This window comes from Promicromonospora sp. Marseille-Q5078 (assembly GCF_050315395.1).
GTDB lineage: Bacteria > Actinomycetota > Actinomycetes > Actinomycetales > Cellulomonadaceae > Isoptericola.
This window is the reverse complement of the sequence record NZ_JBNPQG010000001.1, coordinates 53396-76072: the sequence shown is the minus strand read 5'-3', so window position 1 is coordinate 76072 and position 22677 is coordinate 53396. Positions and strand designations below refer to the sequence as shown.

Genomic DNA, 22677 nt, shown 5'->3' with positions numbered 1-22677 from the left:
GCGGGCCTCATTCGAACCGCCCGAGCACGCCGGGGGTGCGCCGCAGCACCTGCTGCGCGACGACGGCGAGCCGCTGCTCGTTGGGGTAGGACAGTCGGTCGGGGAGCTGCTCGACGTGCACCCACAGGGCGTCCTCCGCCTCGCCGTCGGGGTCGCCCTCGGCGGTGATGGTGCCGCCCTCCGCGCGCAGGAGGAAGTGGTGCACCACCTTGTGCACGCGGTGGTCCTCGCCGCTGAACCAGTAGTCGATGACGCCGAGCCGCGTGCGGACGGTGCCGAGGATGCCCGTCTCCTCGCGGATCTCGCGGACGGCGGCCTGCTCCGGCGTCTCCTCGCCCTCCAGGTGCCCCTTGGGCAGGCACCACTCGAGCCGGCCGCCACGGTTGCGCCGCACGATGACGGCGGCCTCGGGCCCGTCCGGGGCGAGCCGCACGACGAGCCCGCCGGCGGACGTCTCCTCGTGCACGGGCAGGTGCGTGGTTGTGCCCGACGGCGCGACGCCGACGACGGCGGGGGTCGTCGTGCCGCGCGGCCCGGCGAGCCGCGCGGGGTCGACCTTGAGCGGGTGTCCTCCCGGGGGCACGGGGACCGGCACGGCCGGGCGCCCGCGCCGGGGGCCGGGAACCGGTGCCGGGGATGACATGCGCCCACCCTACCGAGTGACGACCGCCCGCCGGCCCAGCGTCTGGGGCGCCGACGGGCAGGATCTGGGAGGATAGGACGCCGTGTCGACCCCCGAGCCTCCGGCCCCCGCCGCGCTGCTGCGCCGCGCCCTCGCCGTCCTGACCGAGATGGCCCCCGCAGCCGTCGAGCTGGGCGAGGTGTTCCGCGCCGCCGGGCACGAGCTCGCGCTGGTCGGCGGCCCCGTCCGCGACGCGTTCCTGGGGCGCGCGAGCCACGACCTGGACTTCGCGACGTCGGCCACGCCCGACGAGACGCAGGCCCTGCTGGCCCGGTGGGGCGACGCCCACTGGGACATCGGCAAGGAGTTCGGCACCATCGGCGCGCGCCGGTTCGCGCGGAACGGGTCCCACGGCTCGGACGACGTCGTCGTCGAGGTCACCACCTACCGCACCGACGAGTACGACCCCGCCTCCCGCAAGCCCGTGGTCGCGTTCGGGGACACCCTCGACGGCGACCTCTCCCGCCGCGACCTCACCGTGAACGCGATGGCGGTGCGCCTGCCCGACCTCACGTTCGTCGACCCTTTCGACGGGCTGACCGACCTGGCGCGCGGCGTGCTGCGCACCCCGATCGCGCCGGAGCGGTCGTTCGACGACGACCCGCTGCGCATGATGCGCGCCGCCCGCTTCGCGTCCCAGCTCGGCTTCACGGTCGAGCCGGCGACCCGGCAGGCGATCGTCGACATGGCCGCGCGCATCGAGATCGTCTCGGCCGAGCGCGTGCAGGCGGAGATCAGCAAGCTGCTGCTGGGCGCGCACCCCCGCGCCGGCCTCGAGGTGCTCGTCGACACGGGCCTGGCCGACCACGTGCTGCCCGAGCTGCCCGCGCTGCGCCTCGAGATCGACGAGCACCACCGGCACAAGGACGTCTACCAGCACTCCCTCACGGTGCTGGAGCAGGCGATCGCGCAGGAGACCGGCCCGGACGGGCCCGTGCCGGCCCCCGACCTGGTGCTGCGGCTCGCGTCGCTGCTGCACGACGTGGGCAAGCCGGCCACCCGCCGCTTCGAGCCGGGCGGCGGCGTGAGCTTCCACCACCACGAGGTGGTGGGCGCCAAGCTCGTGGCCAAGCGGCTGCGTGCGCTGAAGTACGAGAAGCAGGTGGTGAAGGACGTGGCGCGGCTCGTCGAGCTGCACCTGCGCTTCCACGGCTACGGCGAGGGGCAGTGGACGGACTCCGCCGTGCGCCGCTACGTCACCGACGCCGGGCCGCTGCTGGAGCGCCTGCACCGGCTCACGCGCGCCGACTCCACGACCCGCAACAAGCGCAAGGCGCAGCGTCTCGCCGACTCCTACACCGGCCTCGAGCAGCGCATCGCGAGCCTGCGCGAGCAGGAGGAGATCGACGCGATCCGCCCGGACCTGGACGGCACGCAGATCATGACTATCCTCGGCATCGCGCCGGGACCCGCCGTCGGGCAGGCGTACCAGCACCTGCTCGCCCTGCGGATGGAGCACGGCCCGCTCGGCGAGGAGCGCGCGGAGCAGGAGCTACGAGCCTGGTGGGCCGACCGCCAGGCCTGACCTGACGCCACGGCCGGACGGACGACCGCCGCGTCGGCGAGAGGCGGGACATGAGCGGGTCCGGGCAGGTGTCGGGCGCAGGCGCCACGGCAGGATCCACGGCAGCCACGGCGGAGGACCGGCGGGCGCGCCTGGTCGTGGGCGCGTTCTACCTGGTGCAGGGCATGTGCTTCGCCGGCCTGCTCGCGCAGGTGCCGACGCTGCAGCACGACCTGGGCATCTCCGACGGCACGCTCACGCTGATCCTCCTGCTGGTGCCGGTGGTGGCCGGGGTCGGCAGCGTGCTCGCCGGCGCGCTGGCGCCGCGGGTCGGGAGCGCGCGGCTGCTGCGGGTGTGCGGCCCGCTCGTGGCGCTCGCGGTGCTGGGCGCGGGGCTGGCGCCGACGGTCGCCGTCCTCTACCCCACGGTCGCGGCGGTCGGGCTGCTGCTCGGCCTGGTGGACGCGAGCATGAACATGCAGGGCGTGGAGGTGGAGCAGCGGTACGGCCGCAGCCTGCTCAACTCCTTCCACGGCGCCTGGAGCGTGGGCGGCATCCTCGGCTCGCTGGCGGCGGTGCTGGCGCACTCCGCGGGCTGGTCGCTCGCGGGCGGGCTGGGGCTGGTGGCCGCGGTCGGGGTGGCTGTGGACCTCGTGGCGACGGCGTCGTCGCGGCCCGCCCGACCCGCCGCGCCCGCCGTGCCCGCCGCGCCCGTCGCGCCCGCCGTGCCCGACGGCGCGGCGTCGCCCCCGGCGCCGCTCGCGGTCCGACCGCCCTGGGGCCCGCTGGTGCTGGTGGGGCTCGCGGTCACCTTCGTCTACGTCGCCGACTCCGCGACGTCGAACTGGTCCACCAAGTACATCCAGGACGCCCTCGGCGCGGCGGCGAACGTCGCGCCGCTCGGGCTGGCCGCGTACCTGGGCTGCCAGCTCGTGGGCCGCCTGGCGGCGGACCGGCAGGTCAACCGGTTCGGGCCGGTGGTGCCCGTGGCCGTCGGCGGGCTGATCGGGGCCGCGGGGCTCACGGCCGTGACCCTGGCCCCCACCGCGTGGGTCGCCGTGCTGGGCTTCGCGCTGACGGGCCTCGGCCTCAGCGTCGTGGTGCCGCTGTCGTTCTCGGTGGCCGGCCGGCTCGACCCGGAGGGCACGGGCGTGGCCGTGGCGCGGGTCAACCTCTTCAACTACGTGGGCTTCGTGGTCGGGGCCGGCCTCATCGGCGGGGTCGCCGAGGTGCTCAGCCTGCGGATCGCGTTCGCCGTGCCGGCGCTGCTGGCGCTCGGCGTGGTCGCGCTGGCGCCCGCCTTCCGGGTCGCCGCGCGCGAGACCTCCGTCGCCCCGGACGCACCCGCCACCAGCTGAGGGTCGCGACCCCCGGGACGACGACGGGCGGCCACCCTCGCACGAGGGTGGCCGCCCGTGGCGACCGGGCCGGCCCGTGACGTGGCCGGCGACCGGTCAGTGCGCCGAGGGCGCGACCTCGCCGTCGGGCGTGGCGGGCACGCGGCGCAGCAGGAACGACAGCCCCACCGCGACCAGCATGATCGCCGCGCCCCAGACGAACGCGTCGCCGACGCCCTCGGCGAGCGCGACCTGGGGCGACGCGCCCTCGGCGGCGAGCGCGACGGAGCGCGTGGTCATCACGGCGACGAACATCGCCGTGCCCGCGGCGCCCGCGAGCTGCTGCACCGTGCCGATCGCGGCCGACCCGTGCGAGTACAGGTGCGGGCGGAGCGACGACAGCGCCGTCGTGAACAGCGGGGTGAACATGAACGCCAGGCCGACGCTGAGCGTCACGTGCAGCGCGAGGATGTACCAGACCGACGAGTCGGCGTGCACCTGCGTGAAGAGGGCGAGCGCGATCGTGACCACGGTCAGGCCCGGCGTGACGAGCGGCCGCGGCCCGACCCTGTCGTAGAGCCGGCCGACGGTCGGCCCGAGCAGGCCCATGAGCAGGCCGCCCGGCAGCACGACCAGGCCGGTCGTGAGGGGCTCCAGCCCCATGGCCTGCTGGAGGAACAGCGGCAGCAGGATCAGGGAGCCGAACATGGCGAGCATGCCCACCGCCATGATGGCCAGGGACACGCTGAACCCGCGCGAGCTGAAGACGCGGAGGTCGAGCAGCGCCCGGTCCTGCCGCGCGAGCAGCACCTGCCGCCACACGAACAGGCCCAGGAAGAGCACGCCGGCGGCGACCGTGATCCACGGCGGGACCGGCGGGGCGTGCCGCGCGGCCTCGCCCATGCTGGACAGGCCGTAGACGAGCCCGCCGAACGCGAGGGCGGCCAGGAACAGCGAGATCGGGTCCAGGCGCGAGTGTGTACGGTCGGCGACGTCACGGATGTACAGGATGCCCATGACCAGGGCGAGCACCGCGATCGGGAGCACGATGCCGAACACCCAGCGCCAGCTCAGCGAGTCGAGGATGACGCCCGAGATGGCGGGCCCGAGCGCGGGGGCAGCGGCCATGACGATCGACACGTTGCCCATGACCTTCCCGCGGATGGCGGGCGGCACCACGGTCATGATCGTCGTCATGAGCAGCGGCATCATGATGGCCGTGCCCGACGCCTGCACGATGCGGCCGCCCAGCAGCCAGCCGAAGCCGGGGGAGAGCGCGGCGAGCAGGGTGCCGGCGCTGAACAGCGACATCGCGAGCAGGTAGGCCCCGCGCGTCCCGAGCCGCTGCAGCAGGAACCCGGTCGCGGGGATGATCACCGCCATCGTGAGCATGAACGCGGTGGTGAGCCACTGGCCCGTGCTGGCGGTGATGCCGAGGTCGGTCATGAGCGGCGCGAGCGCCACGCTCATCGTCGTCTCGTTGAGGATGACGACGAACGCGGAGCCGAGCAGCAGCGCGATGACGGTGAACTGCTGGCGCGTCAGGCGCTGGGGCACCGCCGTGTCGATGACGATGCCCGACGCGGGCATCGTGGCGGCGTCGGTGGTGGCGGGGGTCAGGGTGGCCTCCGGGGTGCTCGCGTCGGCTGGGACGGTGGTGTCTGTCGGTCGGGGGGCTGGCACGCTGTGCTCCGCTCGCGTCGGTGCCGGGAAACCCGGCGGCAGGGCAGGGGACGGCGGGCGCGCCGATCGGGCGCGGACGTCGTCGTGTCGGTCGGGACCGGGGGACGGTCACCCTCGGTGCGGTCGCCGGAGGGCGTGACCGTACTGTGTACGACCACGAACCATCCTGCGATATTCCCGCTTGCCCTGACGACCTGAATTCCGGGCGGAACTCGTCGGTCCCGGTCAGGCGGGGGTGGCGACGTCCTCGGCGCCCCCGGCGCGCCGGACCCGGGCGGGCACCTCGGTCGGCGTGCGGGCGCCGCGCGTGGCCATGAGCAGCGCGGCGAGGACGTACGCCACGGCGAGCCCGACGAAGACGCCGCGCGACCAGCCCGTGTCGGGCAGCGTGAAGGCCGCCAGGGCCGCGGCGCCGACGAACGCGGCGTTGTAGAGGACGTCGTAGAAGGCGAAGGCGCGGCCGCGGAACTCGTCCTCGGCGTCGCGCTGGACGATGGTGTCCACCGCGATCTTGGTGCCCTGGGCGGCCAGCCCGAGGAGTGCGGCGCCCGTGTACACGACGACGCGCGACGGCGTGGTGACGAGCAGGAGCTGGCTCGCCGCCGCGAGCAGCAGCATCACGGCGATCCAGCCCTGCGGGCCCGTGCGGCGCGAGAGCGTCGGGGTCAGCACCATCGCGACGGCGCCGCCGGCTCCCGTGAGGCCGATGACGACGGCGAACGTGCCCATGCCGGCGCTCTGGCTGCCGGGGTCGAGCAGGTTGCGCGAGATGAGGATCGAGGCGATGAAGACGACGCCGTACAGGAAGCGGTGCACGGCCATGGCGAGCAGCGCCTGGCCCGGGGTGCGGCGGGCGACGAGGTAGCGGGCGCCGTCGGCCAGGCCGCGCGCGACCTTGGCGATCTCGCTGCGCAGGTCGGCCTCGGCGGGCCGCTCGGGACCGAGCTGGGTACGGCGGAGCCGCAGCGCGAGCAGCGACGCCACCGCGAAGACGAGGCCCGCGCACACCAGCGCCGAGGAGTCCTTGACCCGGCCCGGCTCGAACATCAGGCCGAGCACGAAGCCGATGCCGCCGCCGACGAAGGCCGCGCCCGCGCCGAGCGTGGGGGTCAGCGAGTTGGCCGTGAGCAGCAGGGGGCCGTCGACGACGCGGGGCAGCCCCGCGGAGAGGCCGGCCAGGAGGAAGCGGTTGACCGACAGCGCGGCGAGCCCGACCGCGTAGATCCCGCCGCTCACGCCGCCCGCGAGCATGAGCCCCGCCATCGTGAGCGTGAGCACCACGCGCACGGCGTTGCCCCAGACCAGCACCTGCCGGCGCTGCCACCGGTCGAGGAACACGCCCGCGAACGGGCCCACGATCGTGAAGGGGGCGAGCATCACCGCGAACGCGCCGGCGATAGCGGCCGCCGTGCCCTGGGACTCCGGGGAGAAGAAGAGCAGCGAGGCCAGGCCGACCTGGAACATGCCGTCGCCCGCCTGCGAGACGAGCCGGACGGCGAACAGCTTGCGGAAGCCGTCGAGCCGCAGCAACGCGCGCAGGTCGTGCCAGGTCTCGCTCATCGCTCCCACGCCCCTCAGCCTAGGTGCTCGGCACGACCGTCCTCGCGGGTGCGGTCCCCCGGGGCGCGCCCCCACGCCGGTCGCGCGGCGACCCGCCATGATGGCGACGTCACCGACGACCTGGCCCACCCGGGCCGAAGGAGGCCACCTTGTCCGTACCGTCCGCACCCGCCCGGAACGCCGACGGACCCGGCCTCGTCGTCGGCTTCCTGGGGGCGGGGGGCATCGCCCACGCCCACGCGCCCGCCTGGCGCGCCCTGGGGGCCACGATCCTCGTGCACTCGCCCTTCGGCGCCGACGCGCTGGTCGCGGAGCACGGCGGGCGCGTGGCGTCGTCGCTCGACGAGCTGCTCGACGTCGCCGACGTGGTGGACGTCGTCTCGCCCACGCCGACGCACCGGGAGCTGGCCGCCGCCGCGCTCGCGGCCGGCCGGCACGTGCTGTGCGAGAAGCCCCTGGCCCGCACGGGACCGGACACGGTCGCCCTGCTGGAGGCGGCCCGCGCGGCCGACCGCCAGCTCTACCCGGGCCACGTGGTGCGGTTCTTCCCGGAGTACGCGGCCCTGCGTGCCGCGGTGCGCGCCGGGGACGTCGGGACGCCCGCCGTGCTGCGGTTCGCCCGCGGCGGGATGTTCCCCGCCTGGTCGCCGTGGTTCGCCGACGACGCCCAGTCCGGCGGCGTCGTGCTGGACCTGATGATCCACGACCTCGACATCGCCCGGTGGGTGGCCGGAGAGGTCACGACGGTGTTCGCCACGAGGCGCACCGTGGAGCGGGACGGGGCGCCGCACGCGCTCGCGCACGTCGTCCTCACGCACGCCGGCGGCGCGATCACGCACGTCCGCGGGCTGTGGGGCGCACCGCACACCACGTTCCGGACCTCGTTTCTCGTGGCGGGCGACGCCGGCGTGCTGCGCTTCGACTCGGCGGGCGCGGGCGGCGTGCGGACCGACCTCCGGCCCGTCCCGTCGGGCGGGCAGGACCGGCCGGCGCCGGCGGCGGGGGAGAGCCCGTACCTCACCGAGATCCGGGAGGTGGCGCGGGCGTTCGCCGCCTCGACCACGGCGCTGCCCGACACCGACCCGCGCCATCCCCGGGTGAGCGCGGTCGACGGCGTCCTCGCCGTCGAGATCGCCGAGGCCGCGCTCGCCTCGATCGAGTCCGGGGCGCCCGTCGCGCTGGACACCGCCGCCCGGGCGCGCGAGCTCGGGGGCACGCCGCTGCCCCCGCACGACGCGCCCGGCCTCGTGACCTCCGGGAGCCGGGCATGACCGTCGACACCACCCCGGGCACGCCCGTCCTCAAGGTCGCCGTGCTCTCGTTCGCCCACACGCACGCCGCGTCGTACGTCGCGCTGCTGCGCGACCGTCCCGACGTCGAGCTCCTCACCGCGGACCCCGACGCCGCGACCGCCCCCGCCGGCGAGCTGCGGGGGCCCGAGTTCGCCGACCGGCACGGCGCCCCGTACGTCGCGACCTCCGAGGAGGCGCTGGCCTGGGGGCCGGACGCCGTGATCGTCTGCGCGGAGAACGCCCGGCACCGGGACGTGGTCCTCGCGGCCGCGGCGGCGGGGGCGCACGTGCTGTGCGAGAAGCCGCTCGCCACGCGGGTCGCCGACGCCGAGGAGATGGTCGCGGCCTGCGACGCCGCCGGCGTCGTCCTCATGACCGCCTACCCGGTGCGGTTCAGCCCCGAGTTCCAGACCCTGCGCGCCCTGGCGGGTTCGGGAGCGCTCGGCACCGTCCTCGGTGCCACGGGGACGAACAACGGGAAGGTCCCCGCCGGCCGGGCCTGGTTCACCGACCCCGACCTCGCGGGCGGCGGGGCGCTCGTCGACCACGTGGTGCACGTGGCCGACCTGCTCGACGCGCTCCTCGGCGAGGACGCCGTCACCGTGCGGGCCGTGACCAACCGCATCCTGCACGGCGACGACCCGCAGGTGCGGGCCGAGACGGGCGGGCTCGTCAGCATCACCTACGCCGGGGGCGCCGAGGTGACCATCGACTGCTCCTGGTCGATGCCCGACGACGGCCCGACGTGGGGCGGGCTGACCCTGCAGGTCGTCGGTACGGGAGGGGTCGTCGAGATCGACCCGTTCGGTACGCACGTCGGCGGCCTCGTGGGCGGGGGCTCGCGGCCCGCCTGGCTCGGCCTCGGGGAGAACCTCGACGCCCGGATGCTCGAGCACTTCCTGGGGTGCGTGCGCACGGGCGAGACGCCCGGGCCCGACGGGCGCACCGGGGTGCGCACCCTGCGGGTCGTGGCCGCGGCCCAGGAGTCCGTCGCGGCCGGCGGGGCCGTCGTGCGCCTGACCGCCGGTTGAGCCTGTCGAAACGGACCGCTGGTTGAGCCTGTCGACACCCGACCGCTGGTTGAGCCTGTCGACACCCGACCGTTGGTTGAGCCTGTCGACACCACGGGGTTTCGACAGGCTCAACCAGCGAGAGGTGTCAGCGCTCGACGTCGCCGCGGATGAAGGCCTCGAGCTGCGCGCGCCCGTGGGTGTCCTCCATCTGCACGGGCGGGGACTTCATGAAGTAGGTCGACGCCGAGAGGATCGGGCCGCCGATGCCGCGGTCCAGCGCGATCTTCGCGGCGCGGACGGCGTCGATGATGATGCCGGCGGAGTTGGGGGAGTCCCACACCTCGAGCTTGTACTCCAGGTTCAGGGGCACCTCGCCGAACGCGCGGCCCTCGAGGCGGACGTACGCCCACTTGCGGTCGTCGAGCCACGCGACGTAGTCCGACGGGCCGATGTGGACGTTGCGGTCCTCCTTCTTCCCGCCGAGCGCGCCGGTGAGGTTGGAGGTCACCGCCTGCGTCTTGGAGACCTTCTTCGACTCCAGGCGGTCGCGCTGCAGCATGTTCTTGAAGTCCATGTTGCCGCCGACGTTGAGCTGGTACGTGCGGTCGAGCACGACGCCCCGGTCCTCGAAGAGCTTGGCGAGCACGCGGTGGGTGATCGTGGCGCCGACCTGCGACTTGATGTCGTCGCCGACGATCGGCACGCCCGCGTCCTCGAACTTCTTGGCCCACTCCGGGTCGGAGGCGATGAAGACCGGCAGCGCGTTGACGAAGGCGACCTTCGCGTCGATGGCGCACTGCGCGTAGAACTTGTCCGCCTCCTCGGAGCCGACCGGCAGGTAGGACACCAGGACGTCGACCTTCGCGTCCTTGAGCGCCTGCACGATGTCGACCGGCTGCGCGTCCGACTCGTCGATCGTCGCGGAGTAGTAGTCGCCGAGGCCGTCGAGGGTGTGGCCGCGCTGGACGGTGATGCCGGTGGGCGGCACGTCCGCGAACTTGATGGTGTTGTTCTCCGAGGCGTGGATCGCCTCGGCCAGGTCGAAGCCGACCTTCTTCGCGTCGACGTCGAACGCCGCGACGAACTCCAGGTCGCGCACGTGGTAGTCGCCGAGCTGCACGTGCATGAGGCCGGGGACGGTGTCGGTCGGGTCGGCGTCACGGTAGAAGTGCACGCCCTGGATCAGGGACGATGCACAGTTTCCGACACCGACGATGGCAACGCGGACGGAGGTCATCCTCGCTCCTTGTTTCTCTGGGCCGGGGCGTCCTGCACCCCGGCGCTGTGGTCGCGGGCGCGGCCGAGAGCACGGTCGCGTTCCGTGGTGATGAGTCCGTCGAGCCAGCGCACCTCGCGCTCGACCTGTTCGAGCCCGTGGCGCTGCAGCTCGAGGGTGTACTCGTCGAGCCGCTCGCGGGTGCGGGCGGCAGACTCTCGGACCGCTTCCAGCCGCTCGGTGAGCCGGGTGCGCCGGCCCTCGAGGATGCGGATGCGGGTCTCGGCGTCCGTCTGCGCGAAGAACGCGAAGCGGACGTCGAAGTTCTCGTCCTCCCAGGCGGCGGGCCCGGACGACGCGAGGACGGTCTGGAGATGCTCCTTGCCGTCCGCGGTCAGCCGGTACACGATCTTCCCGCGCCGGCCCGTCAACGGCGCCTTGCCCGAGGGCTTGGCGCCGGGCTGCCGGGCTCCGGACGTCCGGCCCGCGGGGGCCGGGGCCTCACGCTCGGTGGTCTCGATGAGACCACGCGCGACGAGGGACTTGAGCGCGGGGTAGAGGGTGCCGTAGGAGAACGCGCGGAACGAGCCGAGCAGCAGGTTGAGCCGCTTGCGCAGCTCGTACCCGTGCAGCGGGGCGGAGTTGAGCAGGCCGAGGATGGCCGTCTCGAGCACCACAGACCTGTTGCGCACGAGGACCTCCCTTCCCTGTTCGGCTGTCCGTCCCTGCGACCCGTCGTGACGACGTATCGAGTCGATACATCGCGAGAATAGGACTCGCCGACATGGTCGCGCAACGGGACCTTACGCCTTGCGGGTCCCGGCCCAGTTGTGAAGGTTCCGCGAAGCGCAGGCCAGAGGGGTGGGGACGCTCGGCAAGAACCGTCGCCCGGGGCGGCTGAGGCTCCCGTCGGCGGCATCGCATCGCCTAGTGTTCCCTGTGGTCCGCAGGCCGGCGTGCGCCCATGAGAGAGCGCTACCGGTCCCGCACGACGAAAGGCTTGACGTGGCGAGGAGACGTCGCTTCTGGAACTACCCGCGCCCGAACAAGGGCGTGGTGCAGCGGTGGCTGCCCTCGTGGCGCATCGTGCTGGGCACCGGCCTCACCGGTGTCGCGCTCGGCGCAGGCCTGTTCGTGGCCGCGTGGAGCACCACGACGATCCCCGACGGTCTGGACGAGGTGAACAACCAGGCGACCACGGTCTACTGGTCGAACGGCAAGGTCATGGGCACCTTCGCCGAGCAGAAGCGCGAGCTGGTCACCCTCGAGGACCTGCCGCCCTACGTGGGCAACGCCGTCGTCGCCTCGGAGGACCAGACCTTCTGGACGAACCAGGGCGTGGACCCCAAGGGCATCGCGCGCGCCGCCCTCAACAACCTCAAGGGCGGCGGCAGCACGCAGGGCGCGTCCACGCTCACGCAGCAGTACGTGGAGCGGTATTACCTCGACACCACCAAGTCGTACGCCGGCAAGGCGCGCGAGGCGATCATCGCGCTCAAGGTGGCGCAGTCGCAGCCCAAGGACGAGGTGCTGGAGAACTACCTCAACACCATCTACTGGGGGCGCAACACCTACGGGATCCAGGCGGCCTCGCAGGAGTTCTTCGCGAAGGACGCCAAGGATCTCACGCCGTCCGAGGCCGCCCTACTGGCGGGCATCATCCCGTCGCCGAACAACTGGGACCCGTCGGTCGACCTCGACAAGGCGAAGGAGCGGTGGGGGATCAGCATCGACAAGATGCACAAGCAGGGCTACATCACCGACGACGAGTACGCCAAGACGGAGTTCCCGAAGTTCCAGAAGAAGAAGGAAGCCAGCAACTCCCAGGGCGGGCAGAAGGGCTACCTGCTGGCGGCGGTGCGCAAGGAGCTCATCAAGACGGACAGCAACCCGGACGGCATCCTCTCGGAGGAGGAGATCGACACCCGCGGGCTGCGCATCACCACGACGCTCGACCAGAAGCTGCAGAAGACCGCGGTCGAGGTGGAGAAGACGCTGCACGAGGACGGCACGTACGGCAAGGCGAACAAGAACGTCCGCATGTCGCTGGTGTCGATGGACCCGCAGACGGGTGCGGTGAAGGCGCTGTACGGCGGGCCGGACTACGTGAAGCAGTCGCTCAACACCGCCACCCAGGACGTGGTGCAGGCGGGCTCGACCTTCAAGCCGTTCACGCTCATGGGGGCCTTGGAGAAGGGCCACACGCTCGAGGAGACGATCGACGGCAGCTCCCCGGAGACGTTCTCCGAGGCCAAGGGGGACGATGGCCAGCCGTGGGAGGTCAACAACTTCCTCGGCGAAAGCTTCGGCCCGATCAGCCTGGAGCAGGCGACGGCGAACTCGGTGAACACCGCGTACGCGAAGCTCAACCTGGAGATCGGCCCGGAGACCACCGCCGATGTCGCCTATCGGGCGGGCATCCGCAAGTCGGAGTCCTACCCGATCCCGGAGGGTGCCTCCAACGTGCTCGGCACCGCGTCCGTGTACCCCGTTGACCTCGCCCGCGCCTACTCCACCATCGCAGCCGGCGGCTACCGCACGACGCCGCACGTGGTGAAGGACGTCGAGACCCTCGACGGCGCGACGATCTACAAGGGTCCGGAGGAGCAGGAGAAGGAGTTCGACGCGGACGTGACGACGGCCGCCACCGAGGCGATGACGAAGGTCGTCGAGGACGGCTCCGGGCGGACGGCGCAGGAGCTCGGCCGGCCGGTCGCCGGCAAGACCGGCACCTCGCAGAACAACAAGTCCGCATGGTTCGCGGGCTTCGTGCCGCAGCTGACCACGGTCGTCGGCCTGCGCCAGTACGCGACCCTCGACCTGGAGGCCGGCAAGATCGGCGGACAGGAGTCGATCGATCCCTTCGGCGAGTACGACCAGATCACCGGTGGCTCGTGGCCCGCGCGGGCGTGGACCGACTTCATGAAGGTCGCGACCGAGGGCATGGACGAGGAGGACTTCCCGGAGTACGTGCCGACGCAGCCGACGTCCACGCCGACGCCGACCGAGACCGAGGAGCAGACGGTCACCGTGCCGGACCTCACCGGTCAGGACGTGGCCGCTGCCACGCAGGCGCTGGAGGATCTCGAGCTGAAGGTGCGCACGCAGCCGCAGAACGGCGACGCCCCGAAGGGGCAGGTCGTGGAGACCACGGGTGCGGGCCAGGAGGTGCCGGTGGGCTCGACCATCACCCTCGTCGTCTCGACCGGGCAGCCGGACCAGCCGGAGCAGGTCGTGGTGCCGAACGTCGTGGGACAGGCCCGGACGGCTGCGGAGCAGATCATCCGCGGCGACTCGCTCCAGCCGGCGGTGCGGGAGGAGTTCAGCGACGAGCCCGTGGGCAACGTCATCGGCATGGACCCGGGCGCGGGCGAGAGCGTCGACTCCGGCTCGACCGTCACGATCGTCGTCTCGAAGGGGCCCGAGCAGACCGTGCCGACGCCGTCCGACGACCCGACCGTCGACCCGACCGATGATCCGACGGACGACAACGGCAACGGCAATGGAAACGGCAACGGCAACGGCAATGACGACGGGGACGACCTCGGCATCCTTGGCGGAGACTGACCGGATTTCCAGGACGGCCGCATTCGCGGGTATCCTGGTCGACTGGCTGTGCCCACCACCCCGGACCGTTCCGGGGAGGCGCGCGGCCGACGCACGCAAGAACCCTCCTGTCACGGAACGACCGTGACCGCTGAGACCAGAGGAGGTGGGTTGAACACATGCGTCAGTACGAGCTGATGGTGATCCTGGACCCGGAGGTCGAGGAGCGCACCGTTGCCCCGTCGCTGGAGAAGTACCTGTCGGTCATCTCGACCCAGGGCGGCTCCGTCGACAAGGTCGACATCTGGGGTCGTCGCCGCATGGCGTACGAGATCAACAAGCGTTCCGAGGGCATCTACGCCGTCGTCGACTTCACGTCGACGTCGGACACCGCGAAGGAGCTGGACCGCCAGCTCGGCCTGAACGAGGCCGTGCTGCGCACCAAGATCCTTCGCAGCGGCGCCCGCTGAGACCTGAACCGAAACTCTGCCCCCGTCGCGGGCGGCGTCCTCGTCGATGACGTGGATGTCGGCGCCCCGTGATGGGATCCCCACACGACTCTCGGACGAACGAAGGAGCATGGCATGGCTGGTGAGACCGTCATCACGGTCGTCGGAAACCTGGTCGCGGACCCGGAGCTGCGCTTCACCCCGTCAGGGGCTGCCGTCGCCAACTTCCGCATCGCGTCCACGCCGCGCACGTTCGACCGCCAGACCAACGAGTGGAAGGACGGCGAAGCGCTGTTCCTGTCCTGCTCGGTCTGGCGCGAGGCCGCGGAGAACGTCGCCGAGTCGCTGACGAAGGGCATGCGCGTCGTCGTGCAGGGCCGTCTGACGCAGCGCTCGTACGAGACTCGCGAGGGGGAGAAGCGCACCGTCATGGAGCTGCAGGTCGACGAGGTCGGCCCGTCGCTGAGGTACGCCTCGGCGAAGGTCACCCGCGCCCAGCGCTCGGGTGGCGGCGGCGGCTTCGGCGGTGGCGGCGGCAACCAGGGGGGCGGCTACGGCGGCTCCCAGGGTGGCGGCCAGCCCGGCGGAGGTTTCGGTTCTTCCGGCGGCGGTCAGAGCAACGACCCGTGGGCCACGGCCGGCCCCGCCTCCTCCGGAGGCGGGTTCTCGGACGAGCCCCCGTTCTGATCGACGCCAGTCCCCAGATCACCCGTCCTCCGGCGTCGGCCCTCGTGGCCGGCGCGTCGTGAGGACTGCACCTGTGAAGGAGCAACACCATGGCGAAGCCTGTGGTGCGCAAGCCCAAGAAGAAGGCCAACCCGCTCAAGACGGCCAAGATCGAGACCGTCGACTACAAGGACACCGCGCTGCTGCGCAAGTTCATCTCCGACCGCGGCAAGATCCGTGCCCGTCGCGTGACCGGCGTCTCCGTCCAGGAGCAGCGCCAGATCGCCAAGGCCGTGAAGAACGCCCGTGAGATGGCGCTGCTGCCGTACTCGTCCTCGGCCCGCTGACCGGAAGGATCACTGAATCATGTCGAAGCTGATCCTGACCCACGAGGTCACCGGTCTCGGTGAGCCTGGCGACGTCGTCGAGGTGAAGGACGGGTACGCCCGGAACTTCCTCATCCCGCGCCGCCTGGCCACCCCGTGGACCAAGGGCGCCGAGTCGCAGGTCTCCGCGATCCGCAAGGCTCGCAAGGCCCGCGAGATCGCCACGCTGGACGACGCCCAGGCGGCGGCCCAGTCGCTCGAGGCCAAGCAGGTCGTCGTGTCGGCTCACGCCGGCGAGTCCGGCCGCCTGTTCGGTGCCGTCACCACCGGTGACATCGCCGCGGCGGTCGAGGCGGCCGACGGCCCCAAGGTGGACAAGCGCAAGATCGAGATCGGTCAGCCGATCAAGACGGTCGGCGAGTACACCGTGAAGGTCCGCCTGCACCCCGAGGTGTCGGCGAAGATCGCCGTCAAGGTCGTCGCCGGCTGAACGCCTGACACCTGACGCACGTCGGCCCCGGTCCTCCTCGCGAGGACCGGGGCCGACGTCGTTCTCCGCTCAGCCGAGCGTCACTTCAGCGGCTTCAGGTCGACGTCGTAGACCGCCGTCTGGCCGGCGACGATCTGCGCCGTGCGGACGGCCGGGACGAACCCGTTCGCCGCGACGACCAGCTGGAGCGGCCCGTTGGCCTTGGGCATCCAGTACGCGTACGTGCCGTCGGCGCCCGTGACGAGCGTCGCGTCGTACGCCTTGCCGTCGAGCTCCACGACCGCGCCGTCGAGCGGCTCGCCGCTGCCGGTGACGGTGCCGGTGACCTTGCCCCAGCCGGTCGGGGCCTTGACGGTCATCGTGGCCGCGACGGTCGCCGCGTCGTACGGGGTGTCCTCGCCCACGGTGATCGTGGCCGAGTACGTGCCCGGCTGCTCCACGGCGGCCGAGAGGGCCACCGCGGCCTGCACGGACGCCCCCGGCGCCAGCGTGACCTCCGGCGGCTGGACGTCCAGCCACGTGAGGCCGCCGCCGCCCGCCGTCTCGCCCGACACGTTCATCACGATGTTCATGTCGGGGTAGCCGATCTCGGTGGTGTCGGTCGGCTCCGGGAGGGAGCACGACTCCGAGCGGAGGTACGACGGCGCCGTCTGGCCGGCGTCGTTCGACCCGATGAAGAACCACCCGCCGGCCGGCACGTCGATCTCGACGACGAGGGTGCCGTCGGCCGGCACCTCGCCCGTGACCGGCACGGAGACCACCGTGCCGCCCGCACCGGTGCCGACCGTGGCGTCGGCGCTGCCGACGGGGGTCATGTTGGCGTAGGTGAGGTCGCCGTCCAGCGTGTACAGGTTGACCGTGATCGGCTGCGCCACCTGCACGGCCTCGACGCCGAAGGACACGCTCGACACGTCGAACGAGCCGTCGATGCCGAAGTCGCTCAGCGTGAACGTGCGCAGGTAGGCGTTGTCCTGCGTGGTCACCTGGTTGCTGCAGGCCACCGAGTTGTTGGCGACGATGTCCTGCGACGCGGAGTGGGTGAGGGTGGTCTCGGCGAGCGGGACGGCCGACAGGTCGGGGCTCACGGTCCCGGCCCTGGCGCCGGAGGTCGCGAGACCGCCCTTCTTCCCGTCCGCCGTGCCCAGCCCGGACCCCGAGGTTCCCTTCGGCTTCGCGGACCCGGGCACGGTGGCCTCGTCGGCGACGTGGGTGATCACGGCGCCGTCGGAGCCCTTGGTCCCGAGCATCTCGAAGCCGCCGCCCCCGGCGCCCAGCGAGACGTCCACCGGCTCGGTGCCGGTGTTGGTCACGCGGAACGCGCGGCTCGCGGTGCCGCCCATGCCGAGCGACGCGGAGACGCTCTCCTTGTTCACCTCGAGGCGCCCCGCGCCGAGCGCGACGTTGCGCGTCACGACCTGGCCGTCCTCCGTGAGGGCCGCGTTGCGGGTCGCGCCCGCGTACTCGTCCTTCGCGTAGGTGATCCCGTACCGCTCGAGCGGGAGCCGGGCGGCGTACGTGCCGTCCGCGCCGGTGGTCACGACCGTCTCGTCCCCGTCGTCCTTCGACGTGATCGTCACGGTGGCGCCCTCGATCGGCTCCTGGGTGTTCCCGTCGCGCACGGTCCCGTTCACCGAGCCCATGCCCGCCAGGTCGTACGTGACGGACAGGCCCTCGGTGACGGCCGCCGCGTTGTAGGAGAACTGCGACGCGACGGCGCCCGCCGCGTCCTCGATGCCGATCGTGGCCGAGTTGCCGCGCGCGGTGGCGGTGTCGGTCACGGCCCCGTACCCCAGCACGACCCGACCGTCGGCGAGCAGCGTGGCCGAGAAGTTCAGCCGGTCCGTGGCGGGCGAGTACTTGCGCACGTTGCGCCACTCCACGACGAACGCGTCGACGCCGTCGACCGTCGTGGTGCCGGTGTAGACGGCGGACTCCGCGTCCACGTTGAGGTCGTCCCAGAAGGGGTAGACGGCGGCGTTCGGGGTGGCCGAGGCCGGGATGGCGACGTTCGACAGGCTGGTCGACGAGGCGAGGAAGTTCAGGAACCCGTTGGTCGAGACGTACGCGGTGTCGTACTCCTCGCCGTAGTACGGGAAGCTGAACGGCAGGGCGACGGAGGCCGCCTTGTCGTCGCCCGTGAGCTCGAGCAGCGTGTCGCCGGAGGCGACGCCGGCCGAGCCGGTCGCGCAGTAGTAGCCGTAGCCGTCGATGAGGCGGTTCAGGGTGGCGTCGACCGTCTCGTCGCCGTCCACCGTCACCTCGGTGCTGAACGGCTCGGCGCACGTGCCCGCCGAGACCGTCAGGGTGTAGGCGCCCTCCGGGACGTCGGCGATCGTGTACGTGCCGTCGTCGCCGGTCGTGACCGCGTCCAGCGGGCCGGAGAGGGTGACGACCGCGCCCGCGGTGGGCGACCCGTCCTTCTCGTCGACCGTGCCGGAGACGGCGTGGGTCGGGGCCCGCTCGAGCGTGATCGGCAGGGTGACCGTCTCGTCGACGGCGACCGTGACGTCGGTCGACGCGGAGTCGACGAACCCGAAGGCCGTCGCGGTCGCCGCGTAGTCGCCCACGGCGAGCTCGGCGGTGAACGCGCCGTCCTCGCCGGCGGTGACGGTGCGGTCGTGGTCGCCGTCGAACGTCACCTCGGCGCCGGCGACGGGCGCGCCGTCCTCGTCGGCGACGGTGCCGGTGACGATCCCCGTGTCGCCGACGGGCGCGGCGTCGATCAGGGCCATGACGTCGAGCTTGCCCTCGCCCCACACGTTGTTGTCGTCGGCGGTGCCGCCGCAGGTCGTGTCGTCGACGTCGACCGCGGCCGCGTCGAGCAGCGCCTGCGTCTCCTCGATCTGGCCGACGAGGCTCGGCGCCGCGCCCCACAGGAGCGCGACCGCGCCCGCCAGGTGCGGGGCCGCCATCGACGTGCCGGAGTAGGAGCCGTAGCCGTCGCCCGGCAGCGACGAGCGGACGTTGACGCCGGGGGCCGCGATGTTCGGCTGGATCCCGTCGTTCTCACCCGGGCCGCGCGACGAGAAGGACGCGATGGCGCCGGACGAGTCGAACGCGCCCACGGCGTAGGTGGCCTCGTTCGCGCCCGGCGAGGACGTGGAGCGGCACCCCGGCCCCTCGTTGCCCGCCGACCAGGTGCCGAAGATGCCGGCCGCCTCCCACGCGGCGATCTCCTCGGCCATGAAGTCGTCGATCGCGCCCGCGGAGTTCAGGCCCCACGAGTTGTTGACGACCTCGGGTCGCATGCTCGGGTCGGGGTCGGTGCCGTCGACCTTGGTGGGCGCCAGGATCCACTGCCCGGACTCGAGCAGGTCGGCGTCGGAGCAGGTGGAGCAGCCGTTGGCGGCGATCCAGTCCGCGCCGGGAGCGACGCCGATCTGGTTGCCGGCGCCGTCGTCGCCCACCATCGTGCCCATCGTGTGGCTGCCGTGGCCGTCGGTGTCACAGGGGGAGTCACCGGCGCAGGCGTTCGACGAGTCGAACCAGTTGTAGTCGTCCACCACGCTGCCGTCGGCCTGCAGGCCGCGGTAGTGGGGCGCGAGCGCGGGGTGGTCGCCCTGCACGCCCGAGTCGATGTTGGCCACCGTGACGCCCTGGCCGGTGTAGCCGAGGCCCCAGGCGTCGTCGGCGTTGATCGCCTGCAGGCCCCACTCGACCGCCTGCGTGCCGCGGGCGCCGGACTTGTCGCGCTCGACCGGCTCGACGAGGTCGTAGCGGGTGGGTGCGCTGATGCGCGTGACCTCGGGGGACGCGGCGAGGGAGGTCGCGAGGGCGTCGGTGCCCGAGCGGACCAGGATGCGGTTGGAGATCCAGAACGTCTCGTAGTCGGCGCCGGCGGCGGAGAGCTCCTTGACGAGGCCGGACTGCGACGCGTCGGCGACGGCGGTGAGGGTGTCGTAGACGTACTGGCCGCGGTCGTCCCAGTCGGCGATGTCCTTCGCCGCGTCGAGGTCGGCGGCGTCGGTGAGCTCGAGCCAGAAGTCCGCAGGGCCGGCGGCGAGGTCCTTCTCGACGGCGGCGCTCAGCTTGTCCTCGGGGTCGGGCACGTCGCCGGACGGGGCGAGCGGGGGACCGGCGGTGGCGGCGAACGCCGGCGCCACCCCGGCCGCGGACGTGGCGAGGAGGGCGACGGCCGCGCTCGTCGCGACCCACCCCCTCCTCGTCCGGGTCGAACTCGTGCGGATCGGTGAGTGCACGCTTCCTCCTGGTGAGGGTGTCCCCCGAGGGTTTGCGGGGGCGTCGTGACGGGCGCCCGGTCGGGGCCCGCCCCTCAGCCCATCCGGCGGGCCGACGGCGGACAAGGGCGGTACGGGGCCAGTTCCCGGTCAACCCGAGGGCAGGTCGGGGACGCCGGGGACGTCCCGTCGGCGGGCGGTGCCGTCTGAACTCTGATAGGCACCTGGGTAAACGATGTCCGCGGCCTACATCGAGCGCGTTTCGGACGGAGAACGGCGATGCCCCACGAGGATCTGGTCGAGCCGGTCGGCGGTTACGTGCTGTGCATCGGCCTGCCGCTGCAACGGGTGGGCGAGGTGGCCCGCCTGCTGCGCGGGAGGGCGGCCGTGATCGCGACGGCCGACACCGACGGCGCGCGGACCCTGCTCGGCCCGCCCGCCGCGCCGGTGGCGTCCGACCCGGGCCCCGCGCTGGAGGTGCACGCCCGCGCCGTCCCGTCGGCGGAGGAGCGCATCGCGCCCCACGTCGTCGCCGTCGCGCCGCAGCCCGCGGCCGACGACGTGGTGGCCGGCGTCCTCCCGGCCGAGGACGCCCCCGCGACCGACGTCGCGCCTCCCGAGGCGCCGGCCGCCGACGCGGCCCGGGTGCGCCGGATCGTGCTGGGGGTGCTCGAGGTCGACCTGGCGGCGCGGGAGGTCACGGTGTGCGGCACCCCCGTGCACCTGTCGATGCGCGAGTTCGACCTGCTGGTGACGCTGGCGTCCGCGCCCGAGCGGGTGTGGTCGTTCGCGGAGCTCACCCGCACGGTGTGGCGCACCGGCTACCTGGGCGACCCCGACCCCGTGACCTCCGCCGTCAAGCGCCTGCGCAAGCGCCTGCGCGTGGTGCCGGAGCTGCGCGTCGCGTCCGTGCGCGGCATCGGCTACCGGCTGCGGGTGCCGGTGCGAGACCCGGCGTGACCGCGCGCCGTCACACGCCGTTCACCGGGCGGCCCGTCGGCGTCACGCGCCCGTGACCATCCACCGGTCGCCGCGGGCGCGCAGGCCGGTCGTGAGGGCGCGGGCGAGCATGAACACGCCGGCGAACGCGCCCCACAGCCACGCGAGCCCGATCGCGCCGTCGGGCGCCCACGCGCGCACCGCGAGGGCGAAGGGCACGTAGACGACGAGGGTGAGCATGCCCGCCCACGCGAGGTACCGGCCGTCGCCGGCGCCGATGAGGACGCCGTCGAGCACGAACACCCAGCCCGCCATCGGCATGAGCACGCCCGCGACCACGAGGCCGGCCGTGATCGCGGCGCGCACCTCCGGGTCCGCGGTGAACAGGGGCGCGATCCACCATCCCGACACTGCGAAGACGACCCCGATCACGACGCCCGCGCCCACGCCCCACTGCAGGGAGCGGCGCAGCACCGCGCGGACCCGGCCGACGTCGCCCGCGCCGAGGCCGAAGCCCACCAGCGCCTGGCCGGCGATGGCGAGGGCGTCGAGCGCGAACGCCGCGAGGCCCCACAGGCTGTTCACCACCTGGTAGCCGGCGAGGGCGGTGGCGCCGAGGCTCGTCGCCACCGCGACCGTCAGCAGGATCGCCAGCCGCAGCGACGCCGTCCGCACGAACAGGGGCGCGCCCGCGCGGGCGTTCGCCCAGATGCCCGCGTGGTGCGGGCGCAGCGACGCGTGGTGGCGGCGGGCCCCGCGCACCACCACGACGGTGAGGACGGCGGCCATGCCGAGCTGCGTCGCGGCCGTGCCGATCGCCGACCCCGCGATGCCGAGGCCCGCGCCGTACACCAGCACCACCGACAGGACCGCGTTGACCACCGCTCCCGTCGACGCCACCCACAGCGGGGTGCGCGTGTCCTGCAGGCCGCGCAGCACACCCGTCGACGCGAGAACCACGAGCATCCCCGGCAGGCCGATCACCGACCAGCGCAGGTAGGTCGCCGCGTACCCCGCGACGCCCGGGTCGGCGCCCATCGCGCCGACGGCCCACGGGGCGCTCGCGGCCAGCACGGCGGCGAGGAGGACGCCGAGGCCGAGGGCGAGCCACATGCCGTCGATGCCGGACTGCAGCGCGTCGCGGGTGCGGCCGGCGCCCACGAGCCGGGCGACGGCCGCCGTGGTCGCGTAGGCGAGGAACACGCACAGCCCGACGAGTGTGACGAGCAGCGTCGAGGCGACGGACAGGCCGGCGAGCTGCGCGGTGCCCAGGTGCCCGACGACGGCGCTGTCGACGAGCACGAACAGCGGCTCGGCGACGAGGGCGCCCAGCGCGGGCAGCGCGAGGGCGAGGATGTCGCGGTCGATGCGGCGTCGGTCGCCCCGGCCGTCCCTGCTGGCATTGTCGCCCCTGTGGACAACCCTGTGGTCGGTCCCGTCGGGCGCGTGACCGTCCGGCGGCGTCGGTGAAGGAGGGGTGGCGTCGGGATGTCCGTCGCCTGGATCCGGGGTGCGGTGCACCTCACCCAACTTTCTTCTCCTCCACAGCCTGAGGGTAACGTCGTCGCAGGTCACAAGCCTGCAGGAAGTTGTACACAGCCAATATCCCCAGTTGTGCACATGCCTGTCCACCGCCCGTGCACAGCCTGAGGCGCATATCCACAGGCTCGTCCACATCTGTGTCCACACCGTCGATTGCGCACGGTCGCAGGCGCGCCTAGCGTCGTCCGCGGTGTCAGTGGCCCACGGTAGAACGTGGACCTGACAGCGGGGAGTCGGAGTCCGGTGACGGACCG

Annotated in this window: 17 protein-coding genes; 10 read left to right on the top strand and 7 right to left on the bottom strand. The window is 72.9% G+C overall.

Going from position 1 to position 22677, the window contains the following annotated elements:
* Positions 1 to 7: 7 nt before the first annotated feature.
* Complete coding sequence (locus ACQFYA_RS00325) at positions 8 to 643, bottom strand: NUDIX hydrolase (RefSeq protein ID WP_499120433.1); 636 nt, start codon at positions 641 to 643, stop codon at positions 8 to 10.
* Between the two features lie 148 nt (positions 644 to 791).
* Here ACQFYA_RS00325 and ACQFYA_RS00320 point away from each other — a divergent pair, with 148 nt between their 5' ends.
* Together ACQFYA_RS00320 and ACQFYA_RS00315 are read left to right on the top strand one after the other, a co-directional pair.
* Positions 792 to 2207: a CCA tRNA nucleotidyltransferase gene (locus ACQFYA_RS00320; RefSeq protein ID WP_499127383.1), complete on the top strand. Its 1416-nt coding sequence runs from the start codon at positions 792 to 794 to the stop codon at positions 2205 to 2207.
* A 50-nt stretch (positions 2208 to 2257) separates the two neighbouring features.
* Positions 2258 to 3544 carry an MFS transporter gene (locus ACQFYA_RS00315; RefSeq protein ID WP_499120431.1) on the top strand — a complete coding sequence of 429 codons (1287 nt, stop codon included), beginning with the start codon at positions 2258 to 2260 and terminating at the stop codon, positions 3542 to 3544.
* A 96-nt stretch (positions 3545 to 3640) separates the two neighbouring features.
* Here the strand turns inward: ACQFYA_RS00315 and ACQFYA_RS00310 are convergent, their stop codons facing one another.
* Together ACQFYA_RS00310 and ACQFYA_RS00305 are read right to left on the bottom strand one after the other, a co-directional pair.
* Entirely contained in the window at positions 3641 to 5113 is a 1473-nt protein-coding gene (locus tag ACQFYA_RS00310) for an MDR family MFS transporter (protein ID WP_499127382.1), read from the bottom strand.
* A 318-nt stretch (positions 5114 to 5431) separates the two neighbouring features.
* Positions 5432 to 6766 (bottom strand): MFS transporter, encoded by a 1335-nt coding sequence (locus ACQFYA_RS00305; RefSeq protein ID WP_499127381.1) that lies wholly within the window; start codon positions 6764 to 6766, stop codon positions 5432 to 5434.
* A 149-nt stretch (positions 6767 to 6915) separates the two neighbouring features.
* Here ACQFYA_RS00305 and ACQFYA_RS00300 point away from each other — a divergent pair, with 149 nt between their 5' ends.
* Entirely contained in the window at positions 6916 to 8037 is a 1122-nt protein-coding gene (locus tag ACQFYA_RS00300; RefSeq protein WP_499120429.1) for a Gfo/Idh/MocA family protein, read from the top strand.
* Positions 8034 to 9089 carry a Gfo/Idh/MocA family protein gene (locus ACQFYA_RS00295; RefSeq protein ID WP_499120427.1) on the top strand — a complete coding sequence of 352 codons (1056 nt, stop codon included), beginning with the start codon at positions 8034 to 8036 and terminating at the stop codon, positions 9087 to 9089. Before ACQFYA_RS00300 ends, ACQFYA_RS00295 begins: the two co-directional genes overlap by 4 nt.
* Before the next feature lie 127 nt (positions 9090 to 9216).
* Here the strand turns inward: ACQFYA_RS00295 and ACQFYA_RS00290 are convergent, their stop codons facing one another.
* Both ACQFYA_RS00290 and ACQFYA_RS00285 read right to left on the bottom strand, forming a co-directional pair.
* The gene (locus ACQFYA_RS00290) at positions 9217 to 10308 is read right to left on the bottom strand and encodes an inositol-3-phosphate synthase (protein ID WP_499120425.1); all 1092 of its coding nucleotides are present in this window, start codon (positions 10306 to 10308) and stop codon (positions 9217 to 9219) included.
* Positions 10305 to 10979 (bottom strand): PadR family transcriptional regulator, encoded by a 675-nt coding sequence (locus tag ACQFYA_RS00285; RefSeq protein ID WP_499120423.1) that lies wholly within the window; start codon positions 10977 to 10979, stop codon positions 10305 to 10307. Before ACQFYA_RS00285 ends, ACQFYA_RS00290 begins: the two co-directional genes overlap by 4 nt.
* 313 nt (positions 10980 to 11292) lie before the next feature.
* On the opposite strand from ACQFYA_RS00285, the gene ACQFYA_RS00280 reads away from it, so the two are divergent.
* From ACQFYA_RS00280 to rplI, 5 genes are all read left to right on the top strand, one after another.
* The gene (locus ACQFYA_RS00280; protein WP_499120421.1) at positions 11293 to 13854 is read left to right on the top strand and encodes a transglycosylase domain-containing protein; all 2562 of its coding nucleotides are present in this window, start codon (positions 11293 to 11295) and stop codon (positions 13852 to 13854) included.
* A 158-nt stretch (positions 13855 to 14012) separates the two neighbouring features.
* Positions 14013 to 14303: a 30S ribosomal protein S6 gene (gene rpsF, locus ACQFYA_RS00275; RefSeq protein WP_499120419.1), complete on the top strand. Its 291-nt coding sequence runs from the start codon at positions 14013 to 14015 to the stop codon at positions 14301 to 14303.
* 114 nt (positions 14304 to 14417) lie between these two features.
* Positions 14418 to 14969, top strand: coding sequence for a single-stranded DNA-binding protein (locus tag ACQFYA_RS00270; protein WP_499120417.1), 552 nt, complete (start codon positions 14418 to 14420; stop codon positions 14967 to 14969).
* A gap of 89 nt (positions 14970 to 15058) precedes the next feature.
* Positions 15059 to 15295 carry a 30S ribosomal protein S18 gene (gene rpsR / locus ACQFYA_RS00265; RefSeq protein WP_029253838.1) on the top strand — a complete coding sequence of 79 codons (237 nt, stop codon included), beginning with the start codon at positions 15059 to 15061 and terminating at the stop codon, positions 15293 to 15295.
* 19 nt (positions 15296 to 15314) lie between these two features.
* Entirely contained in the window at positions 15315 to 15764 is a 450-nt protein-coding gene (gene rplI / locus ACQFYA_RS00260; protein ID WP_499120415.1) for a 50S ribosomal protein L9, read from the top strand.
* 80 nt (positions 15765 to 15844) lie between these two features.
* Here the strand turns inward: rplI and ACQFYA_RS00255 are convergent, their stop codons facing one another.
* Positions 15845 to 19963 carry a carboxypeptidase regulatory-like domain-containing protein gene (locus ACQFYA_RS00255; protein ID WP_499120413.1) on the bottom strand — a complete coding sequence of 1373 codons (4119 nt, stop codon included), beginning with the start codon at positions 19961 to 19963 and terminating at the stop codon, positions 15845 to 15847.
* Positions 19964 to 20221: 258 nt separating this feature from the next.
* On the opposite strand from ACQFYA_RS00255, the gene ACQFYA_RS00250 reads away from it, so the two are divergent.
* The gene (locus ACQFYA_RS00250) at positions 20222 to 20902 is read left to right on the top strand and encodes a winged helix-turn-helix domain-containing protein (protein ID WP_499120411.1); all 681 of its coding nucleotides are present in this window, start codon (positions 20222 to 20224) and stop codon (positions 20900 to 20902) included.
* Between the two features lie 42 nt (positions 20903 to 20944).
* Here ACQFYA_RS00250 and ACQFYA_RS00245 read toward each other — a convergent pair whose 3' ends face one another.
* Entirely contained in the window at positions 20945 to 22249 is a 1305-nt protein-coding gene (locus ACQFYA_RS00245; protein WP_499127378.1) for an MATE family efflux transporter, read from the bottom strand.
* Between the last annotated feature and the right edge of the window lie 428 nt (positions 22250 to 22677).